The 18,884-nt window shown below is 61.4% G+C and carries 17 protein-coding genes; 8 read left to right on the forward strand and 9 right to left on the reverse strand.

Features of this window, described 5'->3' with window-relative positions; translation table 11 throughout:
* Positions 1 to 3: 3 nt before the first annotated feature.
* The 4 genes from ACFQ6H_RS14160 to ACFQ6H_RS14175 all read right to left on the reverse strand — a co-directional run bounded on the left by ACFQ6H_RS14160 (position 4) and on the right by ACFQ6H_RS14175 (position 3,919).
* Positions 4 to 387 carry a hypothetical protein gene (locus ACFQ6H_RS14160; protein ID WP_378639983.1) on the reverse strand — a complete coding sequence of 128 codons (384 nt, stop codon included), beginning with the start codon at positions 385 to 387 and terminating at the stop codon, positions 4 to 6.
* A gap of 237 nt (positions 388 to 624) precedes the next feature.
* Positions 625 to 1,143, reverse strand: a complete 519-nt coding sequence (locus ACFQ6H_RS14165; RefSeq protein WP_378646743.1) for a MarR family winged helix-turn-helix transcriptional regulator — start codon at positions 1,141 to 1,143, stop codon at positions 625 to 627.
* 20 nt (positions 1,144 to 1,163) lie between these two features.
* A complete protein-coding gene (locus tag ACFQ6H_RS14170; RefSeq protein ID WP_378646745.1) occupies positions 1,164 to 2,657 on the reverse strand; it encodes an amidase in 1,494 nt (497 codons plus the stop codon).
* 47 nt (positions 2,658 to 2,704) lie between these two features.
* On the reverse strand, positions 2,705 to 3,919 hold the full coding sequence (locus ACFQ6H_RS14175) for an MFS transporter (RefSeq protein WP_378646747.1): 1,215 nt from the start codon (positions 3,917 to 3,919) through the stop codon (positions 2,705 to 2,707).
* Positions 3,920 to 4,039: 120 nt separating this feature from the next.
* Here ACFQ6H_RS14175 and ACFQ6H_RS14180 point away from each other — a divergent pair, with 120 nt between their 5' ends.
* Together ACFQ6H_RS14180 and ACFQ6H_RS14185 are read left to right on the forward strand one after the other, a co-directional pair.
* Positions 4,040 to 4,939, forward strand: coding sequence for a LysR family transcriptional regulator (locus ACFQ6H_RS14180; protein WP_378541471.1), 900 nt, complete (start codon positions 4,040 to 4,042; stop codon positions 4,937 to 4,939).
* A 68-nt stretch (positions 4,940 to 5,007) separates the two neighbouring features.
* Positions 5,008 to 5,523, forward strand: a complete 516-nt coding sequence (locus tag ACFQ6H_RS14185; protein ID WP_378541469.1) for a hypothetical protein — start codon at positions 5,008 to 5,010, stop codon at positions 5,521 to 5,523.
* 67 nt (positions 5,524 to 5,590) lie between these two features.
* Here ACFQ6H_RS14185 and ACFQ6H_RS14190 read toward each other — a convergent pair whose 3' ends face one another.
* The 3 genes from ACFQ6H_RS14190 to ACFQ6H_RS14200 all read right to left on the reverse strand — a co-directional run bounded on the left by ACFQ6H_RS14190 (position 5,591) and on the right by ACFQ6H_RS14200 (position 8,451).
* Entirely contained in the window at positions 5,591 to 6,451 is an 861-nt protein-coding gene (locus ACFQ6H_RS14190) for an alpha/beta hydrolase family protein (RefSeq protein WP_378646749.1), read from the reverse strand.
* 186 nt (positions 6,452 to 6,637) lie between these two features.
* Positions 6,638 to 7,564 (reverse strand): LysR family transcriptional regulator, encoded by a 927-nt coding sequence (locus ACFQ6H_RS14195; protein WP_378646751.1) that lies wholly within the window; start codon positions 7,562 to 7,564, stop codon positions 6,638 to 6,640.
* On the reverse strand, positions 7,561 to 8,451 hold the full coding sequence (locus ACFQ6H_RS14200; RefSeq protein ID WP_378530212.1) for a LysR family transcriptional regulator: 891 nt from the start codon (positions 8,449 to 8,451) through the stop codon (positions 7,561 to 7,563). Before ACFQ6H_RS14200 ends, ACFQ6H_RS14195 begins: the two co-directional genes overlap by 4 nt.
* A 235-nt stretch (positions 8,452 to 8,686) precedes the next feature.
* On the opposite strand from ACFQ6H_RS14200, the gene ACFQ6H_RS14205 reads away from it, so the two are divergent.
* The 6 genes from ACFQ6H_RS14205 (at position 8,687) to ACFQ6H_RS14230 (ending at position 14,734) form a co-directional block, all read left to right on the forward strand.
* Positions 8,687 to 9,559, forward strand: a complete 873-nt coding sequence (locus ACFQ6H_RS14205; RefSeq protein ID WP_378646753.1) for an ABC transporter permease — start codon at positions 8,687 to 8,689, stop codon at positions 9,557 to 9,559.
* Positions 9,560 to 9,570: 11 nt separating this feature from the next.
* A complete protein-coding gene (locus ACFQ6H_RS14210) occupies positions 9,571 to 10,344 on the forward strand; it encodes an ABC transporter ATP-binding protein (RefSeq protein ID WP_378530208.1) in 774 nt (257 codons plus the stop codon).
* 90 nt (positions 10,345 to 10,434) lie between these two features.
* Complete coding sequence (locus ACFQ6H_RS14215) at positions 10,435 to 11,391, forward strand: ABC transporter substrate-binding protein (RefSeq protein ID WP_378646755.1); 957 nt, start codon at positions 10,435 to 10,437, stop codon at positions 11,389 to 11,391.
* A 48-nt stretch (positions 11,392 to 11,439) separates the two neighbouring features.
* The gene (locus tag ACFQ6H_RS14220; RefSeq protein ID WP_378646757.1) at positions 11,440 to 12,537 is read left to right on the forward strand and encodes a hypothetical protein; all 1,098 of its coding nucleotides are present in this window, start codon (positions 11,440 to 11,442) and stop codon (positions 12,535 to 12,537) included.
* On the forward strand, positions 12,534 to 13,670 hold the full coding sequence (locus tag ACFQ6H_RS14225) for a CaiB/BaiF CoA transferase family protein (protein ID WP_378646759.1): 1,137 nt from the start codon (positions 12,534 to 12,536) through the stop codon (positions 13,668 to 13,670). The genes ACFQ6H_RS14220 and ACFQ6H_RS14225 overlap by 4 nt, the downstream gene beginning before the upstream one ends.
* 80 nt (positions 13,671 to 13,750) lie before the next feature.
* Positions 13,751 to 14,734: an NAD(P)H-dependent flavin oxidoreductase gene (locus ACFQ6H_RS14230; protein ID WP_378646761.1), complete on the forward strand. Its 984-nt coding sequence runs from the start codon at positions 13,751 to 13,753 to the stop codon at positions 14,732 to 14,734.
* 98 nt (positions 14,735 to 14,832) lie between these two features.
* Here the strand turns inward: ACFQ6H_RS14230 and ACFQ6H_RS14235 are convergent, their stop codons facing one another.
* Positions 14,833 to 16,230, reverse strand: a complete 1,398-nt coding sequence (locus tag ACFQ6H_RS14235; protein ID WP_378646763.1) for a DUF1254 domain-containing protein — start codon at positions 16,228 to 16,230, stop codon at positions 14,833 to 14,835.
* Positions 16,231 to 16,502: 272 nt separating this feature from the next.
* Positions 16,503 to 18,683: a catalase gene (locus tag ACFQ6H_RS14240; protein ID WP_378646856.1), complete on the reverse strand. Its 2,181-nt coding sequence runs from the start codon at positions 18,681 to 18,683 to the stop codon at positions 16,503 to 16,505.
* Positions 18,684 to 18,884: the final 201 nt, after the last annotated feature.

Genomic DNA, 18,884 nt, shown 5'->3' on the forward strand with positions numbered 1-18,884 from the left:
CTGTCAAGGTTTCTGACGGCGCCATCGCCAGCTCACGATGACGGCAGCGACGGCGGCAGATATCGGCAGATCGAACTGCAGGCGAGCAAGCCAAGCGGTGTCGACCACGCTCGTGTGATCTGGTAACCAACGGGAGGCGAACCACCCGACAAGTCCGGCGATTACAGCCGCTCCGACGGCAAGAATTGCTGCCACCAAGATGCGAGGCAGGGCCGTGGTCCACGGTCGCGACCTTGCGCGGCGCTGCAGCCAGGAACCGATCAGCAACGCCACCACTGCCGAGGTGCCCGCAATGGACGTAAATGCCGCCAGCGTCAGACCCGCCTGCCCAGACGCGACTCCGCCGGCCCCCGCCATCAGTGCGGGGGCCAGGTAGGCGACCAGCACCTCGCGCCACAATGTGAAGGGTCGTGCGGCGCGACGGTCGGCAACTGAGGCTCTTCGTTTGGAATTAGTTTTCTCCCTTTTGTTTTCGCGCGAGGTCGGTGGGGTGAGACCGGACATGAAGGAGACCAACTTTCCGATTATGATTAGGTGGCTAACTATTTGGGCATGGAAAGAGAAGTCTCTGTCGAAATTGACGGCGATTCGGATCGTTACACGAACATCTGGGACCCAGGTCGACTACTCCGCAGTCAGCGCACCGATACCGCGAACGACCCGCGAGAGCAGATCCAGAAACACCGCACGCTCGTCGACGGTGAGCTCATCGACCATTTCCTCGAGACGAGCAAAGTGCTCAGGCGCCATGTCACGCAAACGCTGAGCACCGCGAGCAGTCAGGACGACCACAGCACCGCGCCCATCCTCGACGGAGGGACGCCGAGCGACCAACCCCTCCTGCTCGAGCCCGTCGACCAAGCCGGTGACCGTGGCCCGCGATACGCCGAGATCAGCCGCCAGACGCGATGGGGACTTCTCTCCGTCGTGGTCTTCCAGATCCGCAAGAAGCCGGTATCGACCGGTCGACAGGCCATACCTCGCAAAGTGAACCTCGGTCGCTCGGCCGAGCCGCGCACCCGCCGAGATCAGCCGCACCGCAACGAGTACCGCCTGCGGGTCGGCCCCGAGACCGTAGTGCTCCAACTGCCGCCGCGCCTGATCCAACGTGGGTGAGTCGTCATCGGTTCCGTCCACTGCCATACAACTAATATGGCACCTAACTACATTCTGGTCAACCAGGCACCCGACTTTGTTTCGAACCCCGAGCAATTCCCGCGTGTTGCGAAACCGTCTGGATGCGCATTCGGATAGGGCAGAACCTTCTCGAGGGCGAGACCAATCGCGAAGGCCGTGCGGTCGTCGTACGGCCGCGCGACGATCTGTGTGCCCGTTGGGATTCCGTTCCGAGCGAAACCGGTGGGGATTGTCAGCACCGGGCAGCTGCTCAGGATGTTGAAGGTGATGGCCGGTACGGCCTCGAGGTAGAACTCCAATTCGGTTCCAGCCACTTCGATTCCGTGCCCGACGTAGTCGTCACCGGCAAGAAAGCCGTCCGTCGCCACTGCCGGAGTGATCAATGCGTCATAGGTGTCGAACAAGGATCCGATCGATGAATACAGTTCGGCTTCGATCGCGAGTCCGTCCAGGAAAGTCGCGTCGCCACGGGTGCGGCGTGCCCATCGCGCGAATTCCTTCGCGTACTCCGTGACCTTGTCGGGGTGCGCGGATGCCTCGGCGGCGATCGAGGCACCGAACACGTGGTCGTAGTGAATGGCGGCAGCACGCATGACGGCGGTGCGGGACAGGTCGACTTCGACGATCTCGGCGCGTGCGCCCAGCGCAGTGAGGGTATCCACCAAATTGGCGGTGTTGGCGGCGACGTCCGAATCGACCGGCCAGTCACCTAATGCGGGTATCACCGCGATACGCATTCCCGCGCATGAATGCGTTGCAGGGTCGGGCAGTTGCGATGCCTGCACGTGCGAGGCAATGTCAGTGGAGGTCGGTCCCGCGATGACGGACTGCATTGTGAGGCAATCGCTTACGGTGCGGGCCATCGGGCCGCAGTGACAGTAGCGATCGAGGTTGAAGGGCGGGTCGACCGGGACACGGCCGTGTGGCGGCTTGAACCCGACGACTCCGTTGAACGACGACGGAGTCCGGATCGATCCCGCAACGTCGGAACCGGTGGCCAAGTGCGTCATACCGGTGGCAAGTGCGACTGCTGATCCGCCGGAAGACCCGCCGGCGGAGTAGTTCGTGTTCCACGGATTGCGAGTTACTCCCCACAGTTCGGACTGTGTGAACGCGGCCGAGGAGAATTCCGGGGCTGTCGATCGCGCATGAACGATCGCACCGGCGTCGATGATTCGCTGCACGAAAGTCGAAGTGTGGGTGGCAATCACGTCTTCATAGACCTTGGAACCCTGAGTCCACGGTTGTCCTTGAATCGGTTCGTCCTCTTTCACGACAACGGGAACGCCGGCGAGCGGAAGCCCCGCATCCGAGCCCCGGGCGTAGTGGCGTTCCGCTGACTTGGCTTGTGCTCGTGCAGCATCGAAGAAAGTGTGCCCCAGCGCATTCAAGGTTGGGTTGTGTGTCTCGATTCGTTCGATAGTGGATTCGAGCACTTCCACCGGAGACAGCGATTTGTCTCGGTAGCGCCGGAGCATCTCGGTCACGTCCATGAAGGTTGAATCGGGTGTCTCGCGCATATCTGTTGTCCTGCCTGTCTGAAAGCTCTGCGTGGGCGACTAGGTTGTCAGTTCATGCCCGCTACGGGTTTGCGGACCGTCGCGAGAAAGATTGCGAGAGCAGCGATTACCGCTGCGATCCAGAAGACCGACTGGGAACCGGCGTGGTCATGAATGCGTCCGCCGGCGAACGCGCCGAGGGCGATACTTACGTTGAAGACTGAGACCCAGAGTGCGGATGCAGCCTCTCGGTGGGCGGGAGCTGCATGCGCGATCCATGTCTGGGTACTCACGGACACACCACCGTAGAAGAGGCCCCAAGCCGCCATGAGCAAAGCGGCGGCGATCAAGGTAGCAGCCGAGATCGGAAACAGGGCGAGTGTCAACGCTATTCCCACGCTGAGGATGACGACCACCATCTTCGGGGACTTGGCGGCGGACGGCCCGGCGATGAAGTTGCCGACGACACCGAATGCACCGTAGATCAGGAGCATCGTGCCGACCTGCGAAGCGTTCAACCCTGCGAAGAACTCCAGCCCCGGACGCACATAGGTGTAGGCCGCGAAATGAGCGGTGATGAGGAGAGCGGTAATCGCGATTCCGACCCGGACTCCCGGGTTCCGAAAAGCCTCCACGAGACTGCCGAGCGACAGGGCTTGATCAGCAGGCATCGTGGGCAGGACAGCGAACATGGCGAGCGCGATCAGCGTCGCTGCGCAGCTGAGAGTCCAGAATGCCACGCTCCACCCGGCCGCTGCCCCGATGTACGTCCCGGCCGGAACACCGAGAACTGAGGCGACAGCGATTCCGCTGAAGATGATCGTGGTCGCCAACCCGACAGATCTGGTCTCCACCAACCTCGGAGCCAGGCTTGCGGCGAGTGCCCAAACTCCGCCCATGCTCACTCCGAGCAGGACGCGAGCCACAGCGAGGACAGCGAAGCTGGGCGCAAGGGCCGTGAGGGCATTCGCCGCTGCGACCAACAGCATCAAGACGACGAGCGTCGACCGACGATCGAAGCGGCGGGTCACTACGGGCACGAACGGCGCGGTGGCCGCTGCCACCAATCCGGTGATGGCCAGCGAGAGCCCGATGGTGCCTTCGCTCTCCACCAGGCTGGCACCGATAGGGGTAAGAAGTCCGACGGGCATCATCTCCGCCGCGACAACGATGAATGTGGACGCTGCGATCAGGGCGACGGCAGCCCAGTGGTTCTCGACGCTGTGTGCGCGGGTGGAGGAAGTGGGCGCAGCGCTGTTCTGTGCGGATGCAGAGTGGGGCATGTAACCAGAGAAGCCCTCGCAGGTCACCGGATCAACGGCGAATCGCTCATCCAACCATTAGCTCAATTCATCGATGAGCCATGATGGAGTGGTCGAATGAGTCCAGGATCGGGGTGAAGCATGTCGGAGCCTCCGATGCGTGAGATCGAGTGCTTCCTCGTTCTCGCTGAAGAACTGCACTTCGGTCGCACCGGAGAACGGCTGTTCATCTCCCAGAGCCGGGTCAGTCAACTGATCAGCGCATTGGAACGTCGTATCGGCACAAGCCTGGTAGCGCGGACCAGTCGCCGCGTGCAGCTGACTGAATTCGGCACCGAATTTCTCGAGTCGTTGGCTCCCGCCCACAGAGCACTCGTCGGAGTTATCGAGGACGCTCAAACGAAGGCGCGCAACATACCGACACCGCTTCGGGTGGGTTTCCAAGGAGCAATTTACGATTCGATCGCGACGGCCGTCTCTCGTTTCGAGAAACAGCATCCGCAAACATGCGTGACCATCAAGGAACTACCGCTGGGTGATCCGTTCAGTGACGTACTCGCCGGGCGAATCGATGCGGCGGTGGCCCTTCTCCCCGTGGAAGAACCCGAGCTGACAACCGGGCTCGTCTTTTCTCGACAGGCCCAGACGCTGGCCGTCTCAGTCCATCACCCGTTCAGCGAACTGGACGTGATCGACGCCGAGCAGTTAGCGCAGATATGCCTGGTGCCCATCGCCGGACCCGCCCCTGGCTATTGGCAGCGCGTGAATTCCCCGAACACGACGCCGAGCGGAGCCAAGGTTCCCACGCAGGGTGGCGCGAGCACCGTTCAGGAAGGCCTGTCTCAGGTCGCATTCGGTCAAGTCGGCCTCATCCTGTGCGCCGCGACGGCCGCCTACAGTCAGCGCTCGGACATCAGATTCGTACCGATCAATGGATTACCCGAATCCGCCTTGGGTCTCGTGTGGCGTACCGATCTCGAATGCCCCCGCCTTCGCCATTTCGCGAAGGCCATCGAGGAAGCACACAAAAGCCCTGCCTGACGGCGATCAATCCAGTCGCGGAAGGACTCCGGGACATTGGTGCACATCGTGTGTGGAATGATCGCGCCATGTCCGCCATCACCGACTACTTCACGGCACCCTCGGATGAGCACGCCGCTGCTGCGCTCGAAGGACTCGTCGACCTGGATCCGGCAGTGATCGAGGCCAACGAAGCCCTCTATCGAACCTCTCCGGACGTCGCCACCCGACCGCGGATTCAGTTGGCCGCGAGCGGGACTCCCATTCTGCAGGCGAAGGGCGTCGATCCGGCCGTCTCGCTCGGCCGGCTCGAGGCCTCTCTCACCGGTCGCCCCTACGACGAGGTTGCAAAAGGCCCACGCCGCGGGACACTCGTCGCAATGAGCGAGGACGGCGACACCCTCGTGCTCGCTGTTTCCGACGAATTACGTGATGCACTAGCGGAATTGAACACTGAGGGTGTCGCCACTGCTGCTGCGGCCTGGGCGATCGACGAGACGAGTGAACCGTCGGAAGAATCAGCGCCGTTCCTGACCGCCTTCGCCGAACTGGCTGCCAGAGCTGTGGCTCAGGGCGAACGAATGTACGGCTACGTCGTCATCTGATGTTCAGATCCCCGCCGACCCCGCTGAAGCGGCTGTTCATCTCCGAATAACTCGACGAGGCTGACCGTCAGCCTGGGATCTGCAGGGCCAGATCGTTGCGGTCGAAGTCCGAGAACTGCTGGGTGTCAGTGCAGTATCCGCAGCTCGCTCCGAAGAACTCGGTGCGGGCGTTCGGATCGTCGAGTAGCCAGTACCGCAGCCACGCCGTGCTCGGTCCGCGCATATCCCCACCGGTGATCGCCGTACCGAAGTGCGTGGCGCCCCGCAGTTCCAGATACTCGGCGGGCACGTGGTCGGCGTCCTCGTACATCGCCCGCACGATCGCCGGCCAAACGATTGCGTCGGCCTGACCAGCGAGATAGAGAACTGGCTCGTCGATGAGGTCGACATCGTTGAGCGGCCCAGGCTGGATCGCGACAGCGGTGTCGACGCGGTCGTCGATCGCGGCATTGATCGCTGCAGACCCGCCTTGCGAGTGCCCCACCGCACCAATGTGTTCCAGGTCCACTTTGCCGAAGAAGACGCTCGACGGGCTGGCTGCCTTGTCCGCGATGAGGTCGATTCCCGACCGCATGGTGACGGCGAAGTTGCTTGCCGGGGTGTTGGCGGCGACCACGATGAATCCGTGGCTCGCGTAGTGACGTAACAAGGAAGTGTATGCACCGGGGAGCACGCCGGTCCCGTTCCCCCAGATCACAACCGGGTGCTTCTCACCGCGCGCGCCGAGCTGACGGGGGTAGTACAGAGTGTGCACCAGCCCGATCGAGACACTCGGTGTGTACGGCCCTGTACTCGCCCAGTTGTGCCCGACGCTCGGAATGCCGGGCGTATCGGCCGACGCCGCTCCGGTCGCGCCTGTGAGTCCGAGTGTCGCGCACAGCGCAACCGTCGCTGCAGCATTCGCGAAACATTTCAGAGATTTTCGCATGAAGGTCAACCTTTCGAAGTTGATTCGAAGTGACGCGTATTACATGTTCACTGGGAGGCGAAGCGCCGGCTTTGTTCGAGGAAACCGATAATCCGAGAAGTGTTGTGTCTGTGAACAAAATCGTCGTTCTCGGTAGCCCGTCGGTGGTCGCGAATACCCGCAACCCAAGGCCGAAATCGCCTCCGCCTACGGCTCGCACGCGGATTGCTCGGCGCACAGCCGTAAGAAATGTTCGACGATCTGGGTGTTCTGGCCTTCCTTTGCTACGGCTGCGATCTTCCGCGGTGGCAGTTCGAATATCTCACCCACAGTGCAACCGCGTGCGGATGCGCGCTCAGCACTGGCGAGTTCGAGGATGACAGCACCGATCCCTTCGAACGCGAAATCCGCGAACGCATCGCGGTGCTGTGACCTCATCACGAAGGCGTGGTCGATCCGCGGTTCGATCGAACGCAAGTGGCGATAGACGTCGGATGTCTCGAACCGCGGTGCGACGACCAGACCGATACGCATGAGGTCTTCGCCGATGAATACCCCGTCAGCCGGGGCTCGAGTGCCAGGCGGGCAGACGAGCCGCAAGTGGTGGTCCGGCAGGCGCACCATTCGCGTCCCCGGGACACCGGCAGGCGGCGACTCCATTATTGCCACGTCAGCTGTGCCGGCCATGACTGGGTGAATCGCATCGGCCACCGATGACCCAGGCGGATCTGAGATGGTGATTCTCAGGTTCGGCACCTTTGTACGCAGCGCTCCGAGCAGTACCGCGGTGGGATCGTCCGCAAGGCTCGCTGTCGTGGCGACACTGAGGTGGGGGAATGCCGACAGCGCAAACTCGCTCTCAACCACCAGCCTGTCGAGCGCGGCCAGCGCATCGCGTGCGGGATCGATGAAATTCCGTCCGCGCGCAGTCAGCGTCGCCCCTGCCCGCCCGCGGTTGAAAAGCTTTCCGCCGACGCGCCTTTCGAGTCGCGCAATTGATTGAGAGACGCTCGATGTTCCCGTGAATCGGTACGCCGCTGCCGCCGTGATACTGCCGTGTTCGACGACCGCAAGGAAGTCCTGAAGTTGCCGCGGATCGATTCGTGGCGCCGGAGACTCTCCGAAGTTGCTCATTCGGCATTCCCCAGTCCGCCTTCGTCACGTAAGCGAGTAGTCGTCTCGATGAACGCTTGTGCCGCAGGCGATGGCGTCGAACCGTGAAGCATCCACACATCTCGACTGAGCGGGGGCCGAGTACGACACAGCACCACGCCTTCTCCGACGGTGTCGGCGACGGATTCGGGAAGGAATGCGACTCCGACTCCCGCGCGTACTAGTGGAATCATCGAGGCCGCAGAGATTGTCTCCGCAACCACCGCTTCGTCCACGGTGCCCTCGCCGAGGCGTTCTGCCAGTAGTCGCCGAGTCACATCACCACGCGGACTGGTGATCAAGCCGACGCGCAACAGATCCGTCAACTCAGCTACTCCCTCGCCTGTACTTCGGGCAGCCGGCACCAGCGCCACGATTCGTTGCCGGCCGAGAAGGATACGTTCAACACCTTCGTCGAACACCTCGTCCACCCCGATGCCTACGTCAGCCTGACCCGAGGCGACCACCATTCCGATTCCGTCGGTGTCGTTGCTGAGCATCGTCACCGCAACATTCGGAAACTTACTTTTGAACGCGCCCAGGGCTGTGGCCGCTGGATCACGCGCCAATGTCCGCGGGCACACGACCGTCAGCCGCCCACGCTCCACCACGTTCGATGGATGTAAAGCGTGATCCAGATCCCGATACGCCCGAAGCACTTGGGCCGCCGGACCAGTGAGGGCACGTCCGGCGTCGGTCAAAGTGACTCCCCGCGAGCCGCGCCGGACGAGCGTCAGCCCGCAATCGTTCTCCATTCTGACCAAAGCCTCCGAGATGGTCGGCTGGCTCACTCCAAGTCCGCGAGCAGCAGCCGAAATGCTGCCGCGATCAGCAAGGGCGAGAAAGTATTCCAGGTGACGTCGGTCCATTGGGGGCTCCCGTCTCTGTAGAAGTCTGCGTGCTCGCTCGGTTCCGCGCCGGCAAGCCATAGGGAAACCCTATGGCATACCTCTCAAATGTGGCGTAGACGGGAAGAATAATCGCGTGATCTGCTTCACATATGAATGCAGTGAGCAACAACCCGGGGAGATTCGACGAGACGCATACGTCTGCTTTTGTCGAGCACCCATCGCCGCCTGTGAGCACTCGGGAGGTGGCACGGAAATGACCGAAACCATCTCCACGAGTGCGTCATCCGGCACTATGTCACCCAACGCTGCGGGGCGGGAACGCTCTGAGCCGAAGCCCGCTCGACAGCGTCGCACGGGCACTCGACTCACCATCGTGGTGCGACTGGCCCAGTTCGCGTTGCTTTTGGTCTTACTCGGAGCGTGGCAGCTGGTCGCATCACGAGGTTGGATCGAGCCGGTTCTGGCCAAAACGCCAGGAGAAGCGTGGAGCTACTTCACCGCAGCGGTGAATTCGGGTGAGATCTCGTCCAACTTGCGCGCCACGATGACTGCAGTCGTGATCGCCTGGATCCTTGCGAGTGCCGTCGGCGTGGCGGTAGGACTCTCGCTCGGCCTGCTCCCGACCCTCGAACGCATCATGAGTCCGTTCTTGGATGCTGCGAATGCCATGCCACGTCTTGCGCTGGCGCCTCTGCTTATCGTCATTTTCGGGATCACGATGACGGCGAAGGTCGCTCTCGCATTCACACTTGTCTTCTTCATCGTGTGTTCGAGCGCACGAGCCGGTGTGAAGTCGGTCGACGACGAGTGGCTCCGACTTTCCACTGTCCTGAATGCCAGTAAGACGCAGGTGTTTTGGCACATTCTTCTCCCCGTCGCGACCCCCGGCATTTTTGCCGGTCTTCGATTGGGGCTGATCTACTCGCTACTCGGCGTGGTGGGTTCGGAACTGATCTCTTCGCGGGACGGGCTGGGCCAGCTTGTGTCGATCTACTCGGCCCAGTTCCGAATGGAAGCCGTTTACGCGATCCTGATCCTTCTCGCAATCGTCGCAGTCGTCCTCAACCAGGTCATGAATTTCGCTGAGCGCTACCTCCTTCGGTGGCAGCCCCCGGCTCGACGATGACAGGAATCATCATGGATACCAACGTGATTACACCCGCCGTCCAACTCGACGGACTGACGATATCCTTCCCCTCGCCCGACGGGTCGGCGAAGACAGTGGTCGACAATCTCGACCTCACCATCCCTCGCGGACAGTTCGTGAGCTTGGTCGGCAGGAGCGGTTGCGGAAAGACCACTCTGCTCAACGCGCTCGCTGGATTGGTGGACGCGACGGAAGGCAAGACCGAGGTCCTCGGCACAACACCATTCGAGGCTCGCTCCCGGATGGGCTTCATGATGGCCCGCGATGCCCTGTTCCCGTGGCGAACAGCGCGGAAGAACGTGGAGTACGGTCTCGAATTGAGGGGAGTGCCCAAGGCGGAGAGACGAACTCAATCAGCGCGCTGGCTTGCTGCCGTTCAAATGTCCGAGGCCTCACAGCTGTGGACTTGGCAGCTGTCCCAAGGGATGCGCCAGCGTGTCGCGTTGGCCCGGACGTGGGCTCTGGATCCGGACATCTTGTTGATGGACGAGCCGTTTGCCGCCCTCGATGCGCAAACCCGCGTCGAAGTACAGCGCGAATTCCTCGAGCTTTGGCAGTCAGAGGTCGGCCGGACGGTCATCTTCGTAACCCACGACCTCGGTGAGGCCATCTGTCTGTCCGACCGCGTTCTCCTGCTCGGGGCCGGCCGAGTGATCGACGACGTCTCCATTGACATCGAACGTCCCCGCGAACTCGAAACCCTCACCGCCGAACCTCGATACATCGAAATCTTCAACCGGCTGCGCGGTCAGCTCGACCACTGATATGCCCGGCCAACTCAGCTCGACTACTGATGCGCCCAGCCAACTCAGCTCGACTATTGATGCGCCCAGCCATCAAGGAGCAGGAAATCCATGAAACTTCGACCTTTCGTCGGCACCGTCATCGCAGCGGCCCTACTGCTCTCCGCATGCGGAGGGGGAGGTCGCGCGAACGACGGTAGCGTCGCCATCGGGGTCTACCCCGCGAGCGCACTGTCCCTGCCTGTCTACGTCGCCGCCCAACAAGGAATGTTCGACAAGGAAGGCCTCGACGTCGAACTCATCGACGGAAAGAACGGGCCCGAGCTCATCAGCGGTCTCATCGGCGGTACGACCGACCTCGCAGTCGGTGCACCCGGCACCGTCGTGCCGGCTATAGAGCAAGGGCAGAGACTGCGTCCGCTGTCCCCCTTCGGGTCGATCGATCTTGCCATCGCCGTAACGAAAGACAGCGGCATCACCACCGTCGACGACTTACCCGGTAAGCGGATCGCCATACCGTCACGTGGCGGTGCGGCCGAGCAATTCGTCAATCAGCTTCTCGCAGAGAGAAACATCGACGCCTCCACGGTGCAATTCATCGCAGCGGCACCGACAGCGAGTCAGATACCACTCGCACGAAAGGGCGACATCGATGCCGCCGTTCTCACCGCTGCCAGCCAAGCCGTATTCGATGCTCAAGGAATACCGATGACACCGATTACAGAAGTAGACCCAGTGGACTCTGACGGCGTGAGCTCATACGGCTTGGGCACCGTGCTCGTCACGACCGCGACATTCGCTGAATCCGGTGCCGCCGCCCCCGTTTGTGCTGCGCTCAAAGCCGCCGCACGGTGGATTGCCGACCCCGCGAACGAGCAAGCAGGAGCTGAACTTCTCACCGAGCGAATGAATGTTCCTGCCGACAAAGCCACCGAGGTGTGGGCTTCTCAGAAGAACCTCTGGCCGGTCGAAATTTCACCCCACCGATGGACACAGAACGTCACATGGGTGAACAACCAGACCTCGGGCAAGACCGACGCAGACGTACCTTTCGACCCGCTCTGCTGACCGAACGCCATACACACCAGTTCGACAACTACCGAAAGAGAAGAAACGATGACAGAACTCGCCGACCAGGCAACCCAATCCGAGTCTCAGCTCGATCGCCGGCAGCTCACAGAGGCATGGTCCACGGTCACCGACAGCCTTGCCACATTTGGTTCGACAGCTGCCGCCACCGGATCGCCGCTGGACAGCGCCGAAGGTGTGCGGCACGCACTTCGCCTGTTCGGCTACCTCGCCGAGATGAATATCGAACGCCAAGACGTGCTCCGACCTGAACTCTTCACTCTGATGTCACCGATGCGAAAGTTCTGGGGAGACGGCATCGACGTCGACTACTGGACTGCGATGATCGACCCCAAAGAGACGTATCGAATTCACGGTAACCGTGGCACAGTGCCCTACGTCGCCGTCCTCGCCAATCGTGTGGGCGCGTCTGGGACCGACAGGGTCGCCGACAACATCGTCATCGACGACAAGGTGTGCGACGCCGACGGCAACTTCGAGATCTTCGTCGCACAAGAACTTGAGGGGCGCAACGGCATTCGGCTGGACGAGCGCTGCTTCGACGTAGTGGTTCGTGTGTACCACAAGACGCGGAGCGCGGAGATCGATCCCGTGCTCCACATCGAGCGCCTCGGCCCGCCGCCTGGTGCACGCCCCGATCTCGATACGGCATGGCTGGTCCAACGTCTCACGAAACTTGCCCGGGGTATGGACGTCAGCCTCCGACGCAGTCTTCAGCTCATCGAAACACTCAGTCAGTCGCCCAACGAGATTCGCGTGACCTCGGAGCAACGAGGTTGGGGAGACTTCTACGGCACCAGCTCCAACCAGTACGTTGCCGGGTGGTGGTCGCTGAAAGACGCTACTGCCGTCGACATTACATTCACCATCCCGGACTGCACCTACTTCGGAGTGATGCTGTACAACCACTGGTTCGAGTCCTTCGAGTACCGCGACCATACCGTCAACCTCAACGACGCACACTTCGAGCGCAATGACGATGGAACCGTGACGATCCGAATCGGGGGAGCAGAAGGCGACAGAAACCGGCTGAACCCCTGCAACCACACCGAAGGAATTCTGTTGGCGCGCTGCCTGGAGCCTGCTGAGGATGTCACTTCGCCTCATGTGGAGATCATTCGATGACCGACGAAATAGACCTGCCGTTGGCAGGTGTCCGGGTAGTGGAGATCGGTCAGCTGATCGCAATACCCAGCGCCGGGCAGCAGTTGTCCGACCTCGGCGCCGAGGTCATCAAGCTCGAGCCTCCAGGCGGTGAACCAGCCCGACAAATCGACGCCGACTACGCGCGTGGCATCTTCTACGGGTACAACCGAGGAAAGCGTTCAATCTGCCTCGACCTCAAGGACTCCGCCGATCTGCAGCGAGCTCGGGACCTGATCGCGTCGAGCGACATCTTGCTGCACAATCTGCGCCCGGGAACCCTTGATCGATTGGGATTCTCTTCTACCGAACTCCAACGCCTGCGACCAGAAATCATCAGCGTCTCGGTGAGCGGGTACGGGGCGGAAGGCCCGTCCGCGACCCGCGCCGGGCTCGACATCGCCGCGCAAGCGGAGAGTGGTTTGATGTCGGTGACGGGCGAGGCTGACGGCCCACCGCAACGTGTGGGCGCACCGGTCATAGATCATGCAACGAGCTACGTCGTCGCTCAAGCGGTACTGGCAGCGCTACTGCGACGGGAGCGCACCGGCAAGGGATCCTCCGTCCGAGTTTCCCTGCTCGACGTCGCAATCCACTTGCAGACCGCCAACTGGATCGAGTGGCAGGTGTCAGGAAAGCCTATGACTCGCAAAGGGAACGGGCAACCAAGCGTCGCACCTGCGGCAGACGTCTTTCGTGCCGTCGACGGCGATCTGGTGATCAGCGGATACCAACCGCGCGCATGGATCGAACTGTGCAAGGCGATCGACCTACCCGAGTTGGCCGACGACCCGAGGTTTACCACCAACGCGCTGCGCGTGGAAAACCGCGTTGACCTCGTCGCCACGATCGAGAAGCAGCTGTGCCACCGTAGCGCCGCTGAAGCGGTAGAGCATCTCACTGCGGCCGGAGTGGTTGCCGCGCTTGTGCGTGACTACGACCAGGTGATCTGCGCCGACGATGTGGTTGCGAACCGTACCTTCGTCCCCGGCACCAACGAACGTGGCGAACAATACTTGACGCCTGCCATGCCCTATCGCGCCGAACCTCCGATGGCACGAACTGAACTTTCACAGGTTCCGGCCTTGAACGAGTGGGCAACATCGACGCGCTGAATGCGCCGTGCGGTTCGAAATTGACTTGGCACCAACTTAACTGACAAATAGATAGCAATGCACCATCGAGGAGATGTCCAGTGCTGACCACCGCATTTACCGAGGCGTTCGGAGTTCGTCACCCCATCGTGCAGGGCGGCATGCAATGGGTGGGGAGAGCAGAACTCGTAGCGGCAGTTGCAAACGCCGGCGCGCTGGGCATGCTCACTGCTCTGACACAGCCAACACCTGACGATCTTGCCCGAGAAATATCCCGAACGCGCGAGCTCACCGACCAACCGTTCGGAGTCAATCTCACAATCCTCCCCACGATCACGCCCCCGCCCTACGACGAGTACCGGAACGTGATCATCGACTGCGGAGTGAAAGTCGTCGAGACGGCCGGCTCGTCTCCTGCGCCCCATCTGCCACACTTTCACGGTGCAGGCATCAAGGTGCTCCACAAGTGCACCAGCGTCCGACACGCGGTCAAAGCCCAGGCCCTCGGCGTCGACGGCATCAGCATCGACGGGTTCGAATGCGCCGGACATCCAGGAGAAGACGACGTACCGGGTCTCGTACTCATCGCTGCAGCAGCTGAGCGCATCAGCATTCCCATGATCGCGTCCGGTGGATTTGCCGATGCGCGAGGATTGGTGGCTGCCCTCGCGCTCGGCGCCGACGGCATCAACATGGGCACTCGGTTCATGTGTACCGAGGAGTCTCCGATTCACCGCAACATCAAGGATGCGATAGTCGCGGCCTCCGAGGTCGACACCGAATTGATTTTCAGGTCACTGCGCAATACCGCTCGCGTAGCACGCAACAGCATCAGCGGAGAAGTTGTCGAAATTCTCTCCAGTGGTGGCAAATTCGAAGATATCCGACATCTTGTGGCCGGTGCGCGAGGCCGAGCGGTGTTTGACAGCGGCGACCCGGAGGTGGGCATCTGGACCGCCGGGACTGTGCAAGGACTGATTCACGACGTCCCCACCGTGGGTGTATTGGTGGACCGTATTGTCGCAGAGTCCGAAGCACTGATTTCCGGACGACTTGGCAGTCTCCTAGATTCTGTCAGCGCCTGAAGGATTGTCTATTTGGCATTTCGCTGCCCTCGCCTACACGTAGCACCCGCGTCGAAACCACTATGAGTCGGTGATGGCACCTCGCGCTCCACCAAAATTCAGTTCGTTCTGGTGATATCGCCTGGTGTCCATCGCCGATCGAAGAAGGCCTGTGTCGGACCGTACAGACGTAGCGCGGCGAACCATCCGCGCCCCGGCACCGTTTTGATCCAGTTTTTACCGTCGGCGGGTGCTTCGGGCCCGAAATGCAAATCAGCAGAACCATCTGCATTCAGTGTGAGATTCTGATTCGAGGCGATCGAGGGCGATCCCGCACCGTTGTCGATCAGACAACGGGTTACGGTGTCGTAGAGAACCAGCGACCAGTAATTCACGACCGGCACGTCTGCAGGGATGTGCAGGCTGTACACGTTCTCGCCCATCGGCCGGTCTCCCGCAACATCGAAGAACGCACCTGCGTATTGCGCGCCTTTGCCTGGCATCGCCAGGAACATTGCGTCTGATGTGGAGAACGCCGAGTAGAAGAAGGTCAGACGCTCGTCGAAGTCCTGATACGTCGCCGTGTTGAATTCGGGATCGGCAGTGACGTGAGGGCCGGGAATCATGTTGCTGGTCCAACGTCGCTCCGGCCATACCCGAAGATGATCACTCGGGTTGAACGAGACAGTCGCACCGTACTTTTCACCGACTGACGCGGCCGCGTCGAGAATCGTCGACACAGTCGGATCGGGCGCGAACTGCCTCCCCGCTACGACGCCGACGGTAGCGGCAAGTCCACGCATCGTGAAGTCTTCCCGATCGGCCGGCTCGTAATCGAGGATCTCCGCAAGCATCGTGAAGTAGGTGTGGTCGGCAGGTGGAAGCATGTCGATGGCAACACCGGCGGCGTCGACACGGTTCATCGGTGGCGGCGAGGCGAGCCCCGAGAGCGGATAGATGCTGGTGGCGTTGATCTGCGCCAGCCCCGCATCTGGATCTTCGGGAGTGAAGAATCCTCGCAGAAAAACCAGCACTCGGAAGGTGCGGGAGTGGCATACGAAGTAGCCGTCAGGAAGCGGATCGGTGTGTCCCGGCGGCACGATCAAGTATTTTCCACCCGCACCCTGATCGGGGCCCGCAAGTCCGATGTCGGTGACCGGACGCTGCCACGCGTCATCGACCAACCCTTGCAGATGCGGTGCTGCTTCGATCACCGTCGGACCGTCTTGCTTCAAATCCAGCCACGCGAAGGCGTAACTGACATCCGGATTCGACGTCACCGCCAACGCCTCCGCGCCGATTCGCCTCCAACTCGTCAGCGTCGTGCAGCCGAAACCGAATCTCGACCCGCACGCCAGACGCATCGACTCCAACGCCACCGCAGGTAGCGCCCACTCGTATAGCTGCACTCCGCGTTGGAAGACCATCTCTTCACGTAGCGCCGTGGCTGCCTCTGCCGTTGGATAACCACCCTCGAGGGGCGCGTTCGCCAAGTTCGTCCAACGAGAATTACCCATCGACTCAACTCCCGTCAACGCGAATCCGACACATCGTCAACACGCAGCTTTGTCTGGACACGGTCGGTGCACATCACCCCGCGCGGATGAGAATGTCCTCGCGGCCTCTAAGCGATCGTTTGCGGCAGAACAGGGTGAGTAATGACGCGCCGCCGGGGCTGACACGGTGTGAGCACTGTGCCGCCGGACTACCCAGGGAGCAAACCATTCGCGAGCATTCGGTCGACTCCCCGGGCAGACGGCCGGGAACAACTATGGCCGGGAGACATCCGTCAAGCAGTCAGCGGGACCTCGAAACGCCCCCACACGCGGTGCGTCTTCAAGAGTTGAGTGACTGCGGCCAGAGCAGCCTCGGCATCCGCGTCGACGACGACACCGAGTGCAGACTCGTCGATACCTGCAGCAGCAAGAGCACTCGCACTCTCACCCCAACCGCCGATTGCCTTACTGTGTCGATACATCTCGTTGAGAAGCGTCTCGACGCGAGGATCCAATTTGCCTTCGCCGATCCTCGACACGTCACCGCTGAGCAAGATGGCGTCGAACTCGATCGAACGCGCCGTCAAATATGTTCTCTGCACCGTTACAGCGTTGTCGCCGTCCCCGATCGTCCCTCCGTGCGGACCGAGAACGAGCGGCACCATTCCAGCGTCGACAATTTGGCCGCGCACTGCGGCGACGGTGTCGAGATCGGAGTTCTCGTCGACTGCCAGAGCGATAATCCTGCCGTCGACCGGCCATTCCGCGCCCACTTGTGAGAGTGCCGGACTCGGCTCCGGATCTTCCAGCGACTCTGAGGGTTCCGGCGTCGGAAGGCCCAGACCGCTCGCGACCGTGGCGGCGAGGCCTGGGTCGATGTTCGCCAAGACGCCCAGGGTTCGCGTCTTGATGTTCTCTTCGAAGCACTTTCCCAGCTCGAAGGTGTATGCCCCCGCGACGTGCTCCTGCTCGATCGGAGACAGACTGCGATAGAACAGGCGTGCCTGCGAGAAGTGATCGTCGAACGTCGCAGGCGCTTGACGTACCTTGCGTCCTGAAACTTCCTCGGGCACTTCGATGTAAGCGGCGCTGTTCGGTGAGGCCAGGAACGGGCAACCCCCGTCGAGCGAATTGGGATGGTATGGCGCTACGCCGCTGTGTACTCCGTCCTGATGAAATCCGTCACGAAGCATGTCATTGACGGGCACATGCGGACGGTTGATCGGAATCTGATCGAAGTTGGGGCCGCCCAGACGCGTGATCTGAGTATCGAGGTACGAGAACAGACGTGCTTGCAGGAGAGGATCGTTGGTGATATCGATGCCAGGTACCAAGTGTCCCGGATGAAACGCGACCTGCTCGGTCTCGGCGAAGAAGTTGGTGGGATTGGCGTCGAGAGTCATCGTCCCGATGATTTGAACCGGTGCGATCTCCTCCGGGATGAGCTTCGTGGGGTCCAACAGGTCGATGCCCTCGAACATTTCGTCCTCGGTATCCGGAAACACCTGCACGCCGAGATCCCAAGAGGGATACGCGCCTGCTTCGATGGCATCGGCGAGATCGCGACGATGGAAGTCCGGATCTACACCACCGGCGATCTGAGCTTCCTCCCACACCAGAGAGTGGACACCGGCCGCCGGCTTCCAGTGAAACTTGACCAAATTCGTTTCACCGTCGGGGTTCACGAGTCGAAACGTGTGGACGCCAAAGCCTTCCATCATGCGATACGAACGAGGGATGCCTCGATCGGACATGTTCCACAACGTGTGAGCGGTGGACTCGGTGTGGAGAGACACAAAGTCCCAGAACGTGTCGTGAGCGCTCTGGGCCTGCGGGATCTCTCGGTCAGGGTGAGGCTTCGCGGCGTGAATGATGTCGGGGAACTTGATTCCGTCTTGAATGAAGAAGACCGGAATGTTGTTGCCTACCAGGTCGAAAACACCTTCATCGGTGTAGAACTTGGTGGAAAAGCCGCGTGTGTCCCGCACCGTGTCTGCCGAGCCGCGAGAACCCAGCACGGTCGAGAATCTTACGAATACCGGTGTTCTGGCACCGGAGGCGAACACAGCTGCTTTGCAGATGCCTTCAGCTGCTCCGTTCGCGAGGAACGTGCCGTGGGCGGCCGCTCCTCTTGCGTGGACTACGCGCTCCGGAATCCGCTCGTGGTCGAAGTGCGTGATCTTCTCACGCAGATGGTGATCTTGAAGGAGGGTCGGTCCCCGCTCCCCCGCCGTGAGCGAATGATCGGTCTCGTAGAGCCTCGTACCTGTTGCGGTGGTGAGATATTCACCCCGCTGCGAACGGCCGGTTCCCTTGACCTTCCCCTCTGCGCCCGCAACGGTGCGCACCTCGGGTTGCCGCTGATCATCTTTGGGCGGCAACGGGCGGCGCGGCTTGACCGGCTCGGCCAGGTCCGGAGTCTCCGGGGCTGGAGCGCCTGGTACGGGTTGCTGGGCGCGTCCTTCGCGAGTCATGCTGTCGTTTCCGGACACCGCACCGACAGCTTCCTTGGCCTTACCCTTGACGTCTTCGACGACGCCTTTGATGCCTTCGCTGGGGCCGCTCTTGTCACCTGGCACGTTGTTCCTCCAGTTTCGTTGCGGATTCGCACCTATGCGTATTCGTAGACAGTGGCCCTACCCTGCACGCGATCTGACAAACATTGCATCGTCAGA

Source organism: Rhodococcus sp. NPDC056506 (assembly GCF_042794945.1).
Classification (GTDB): domain Bacteria; phylum Actinomycetota; class Actinomycetes; order Mycobacteriales; family Mycobacteriaceae; genus Rhodococcus_F.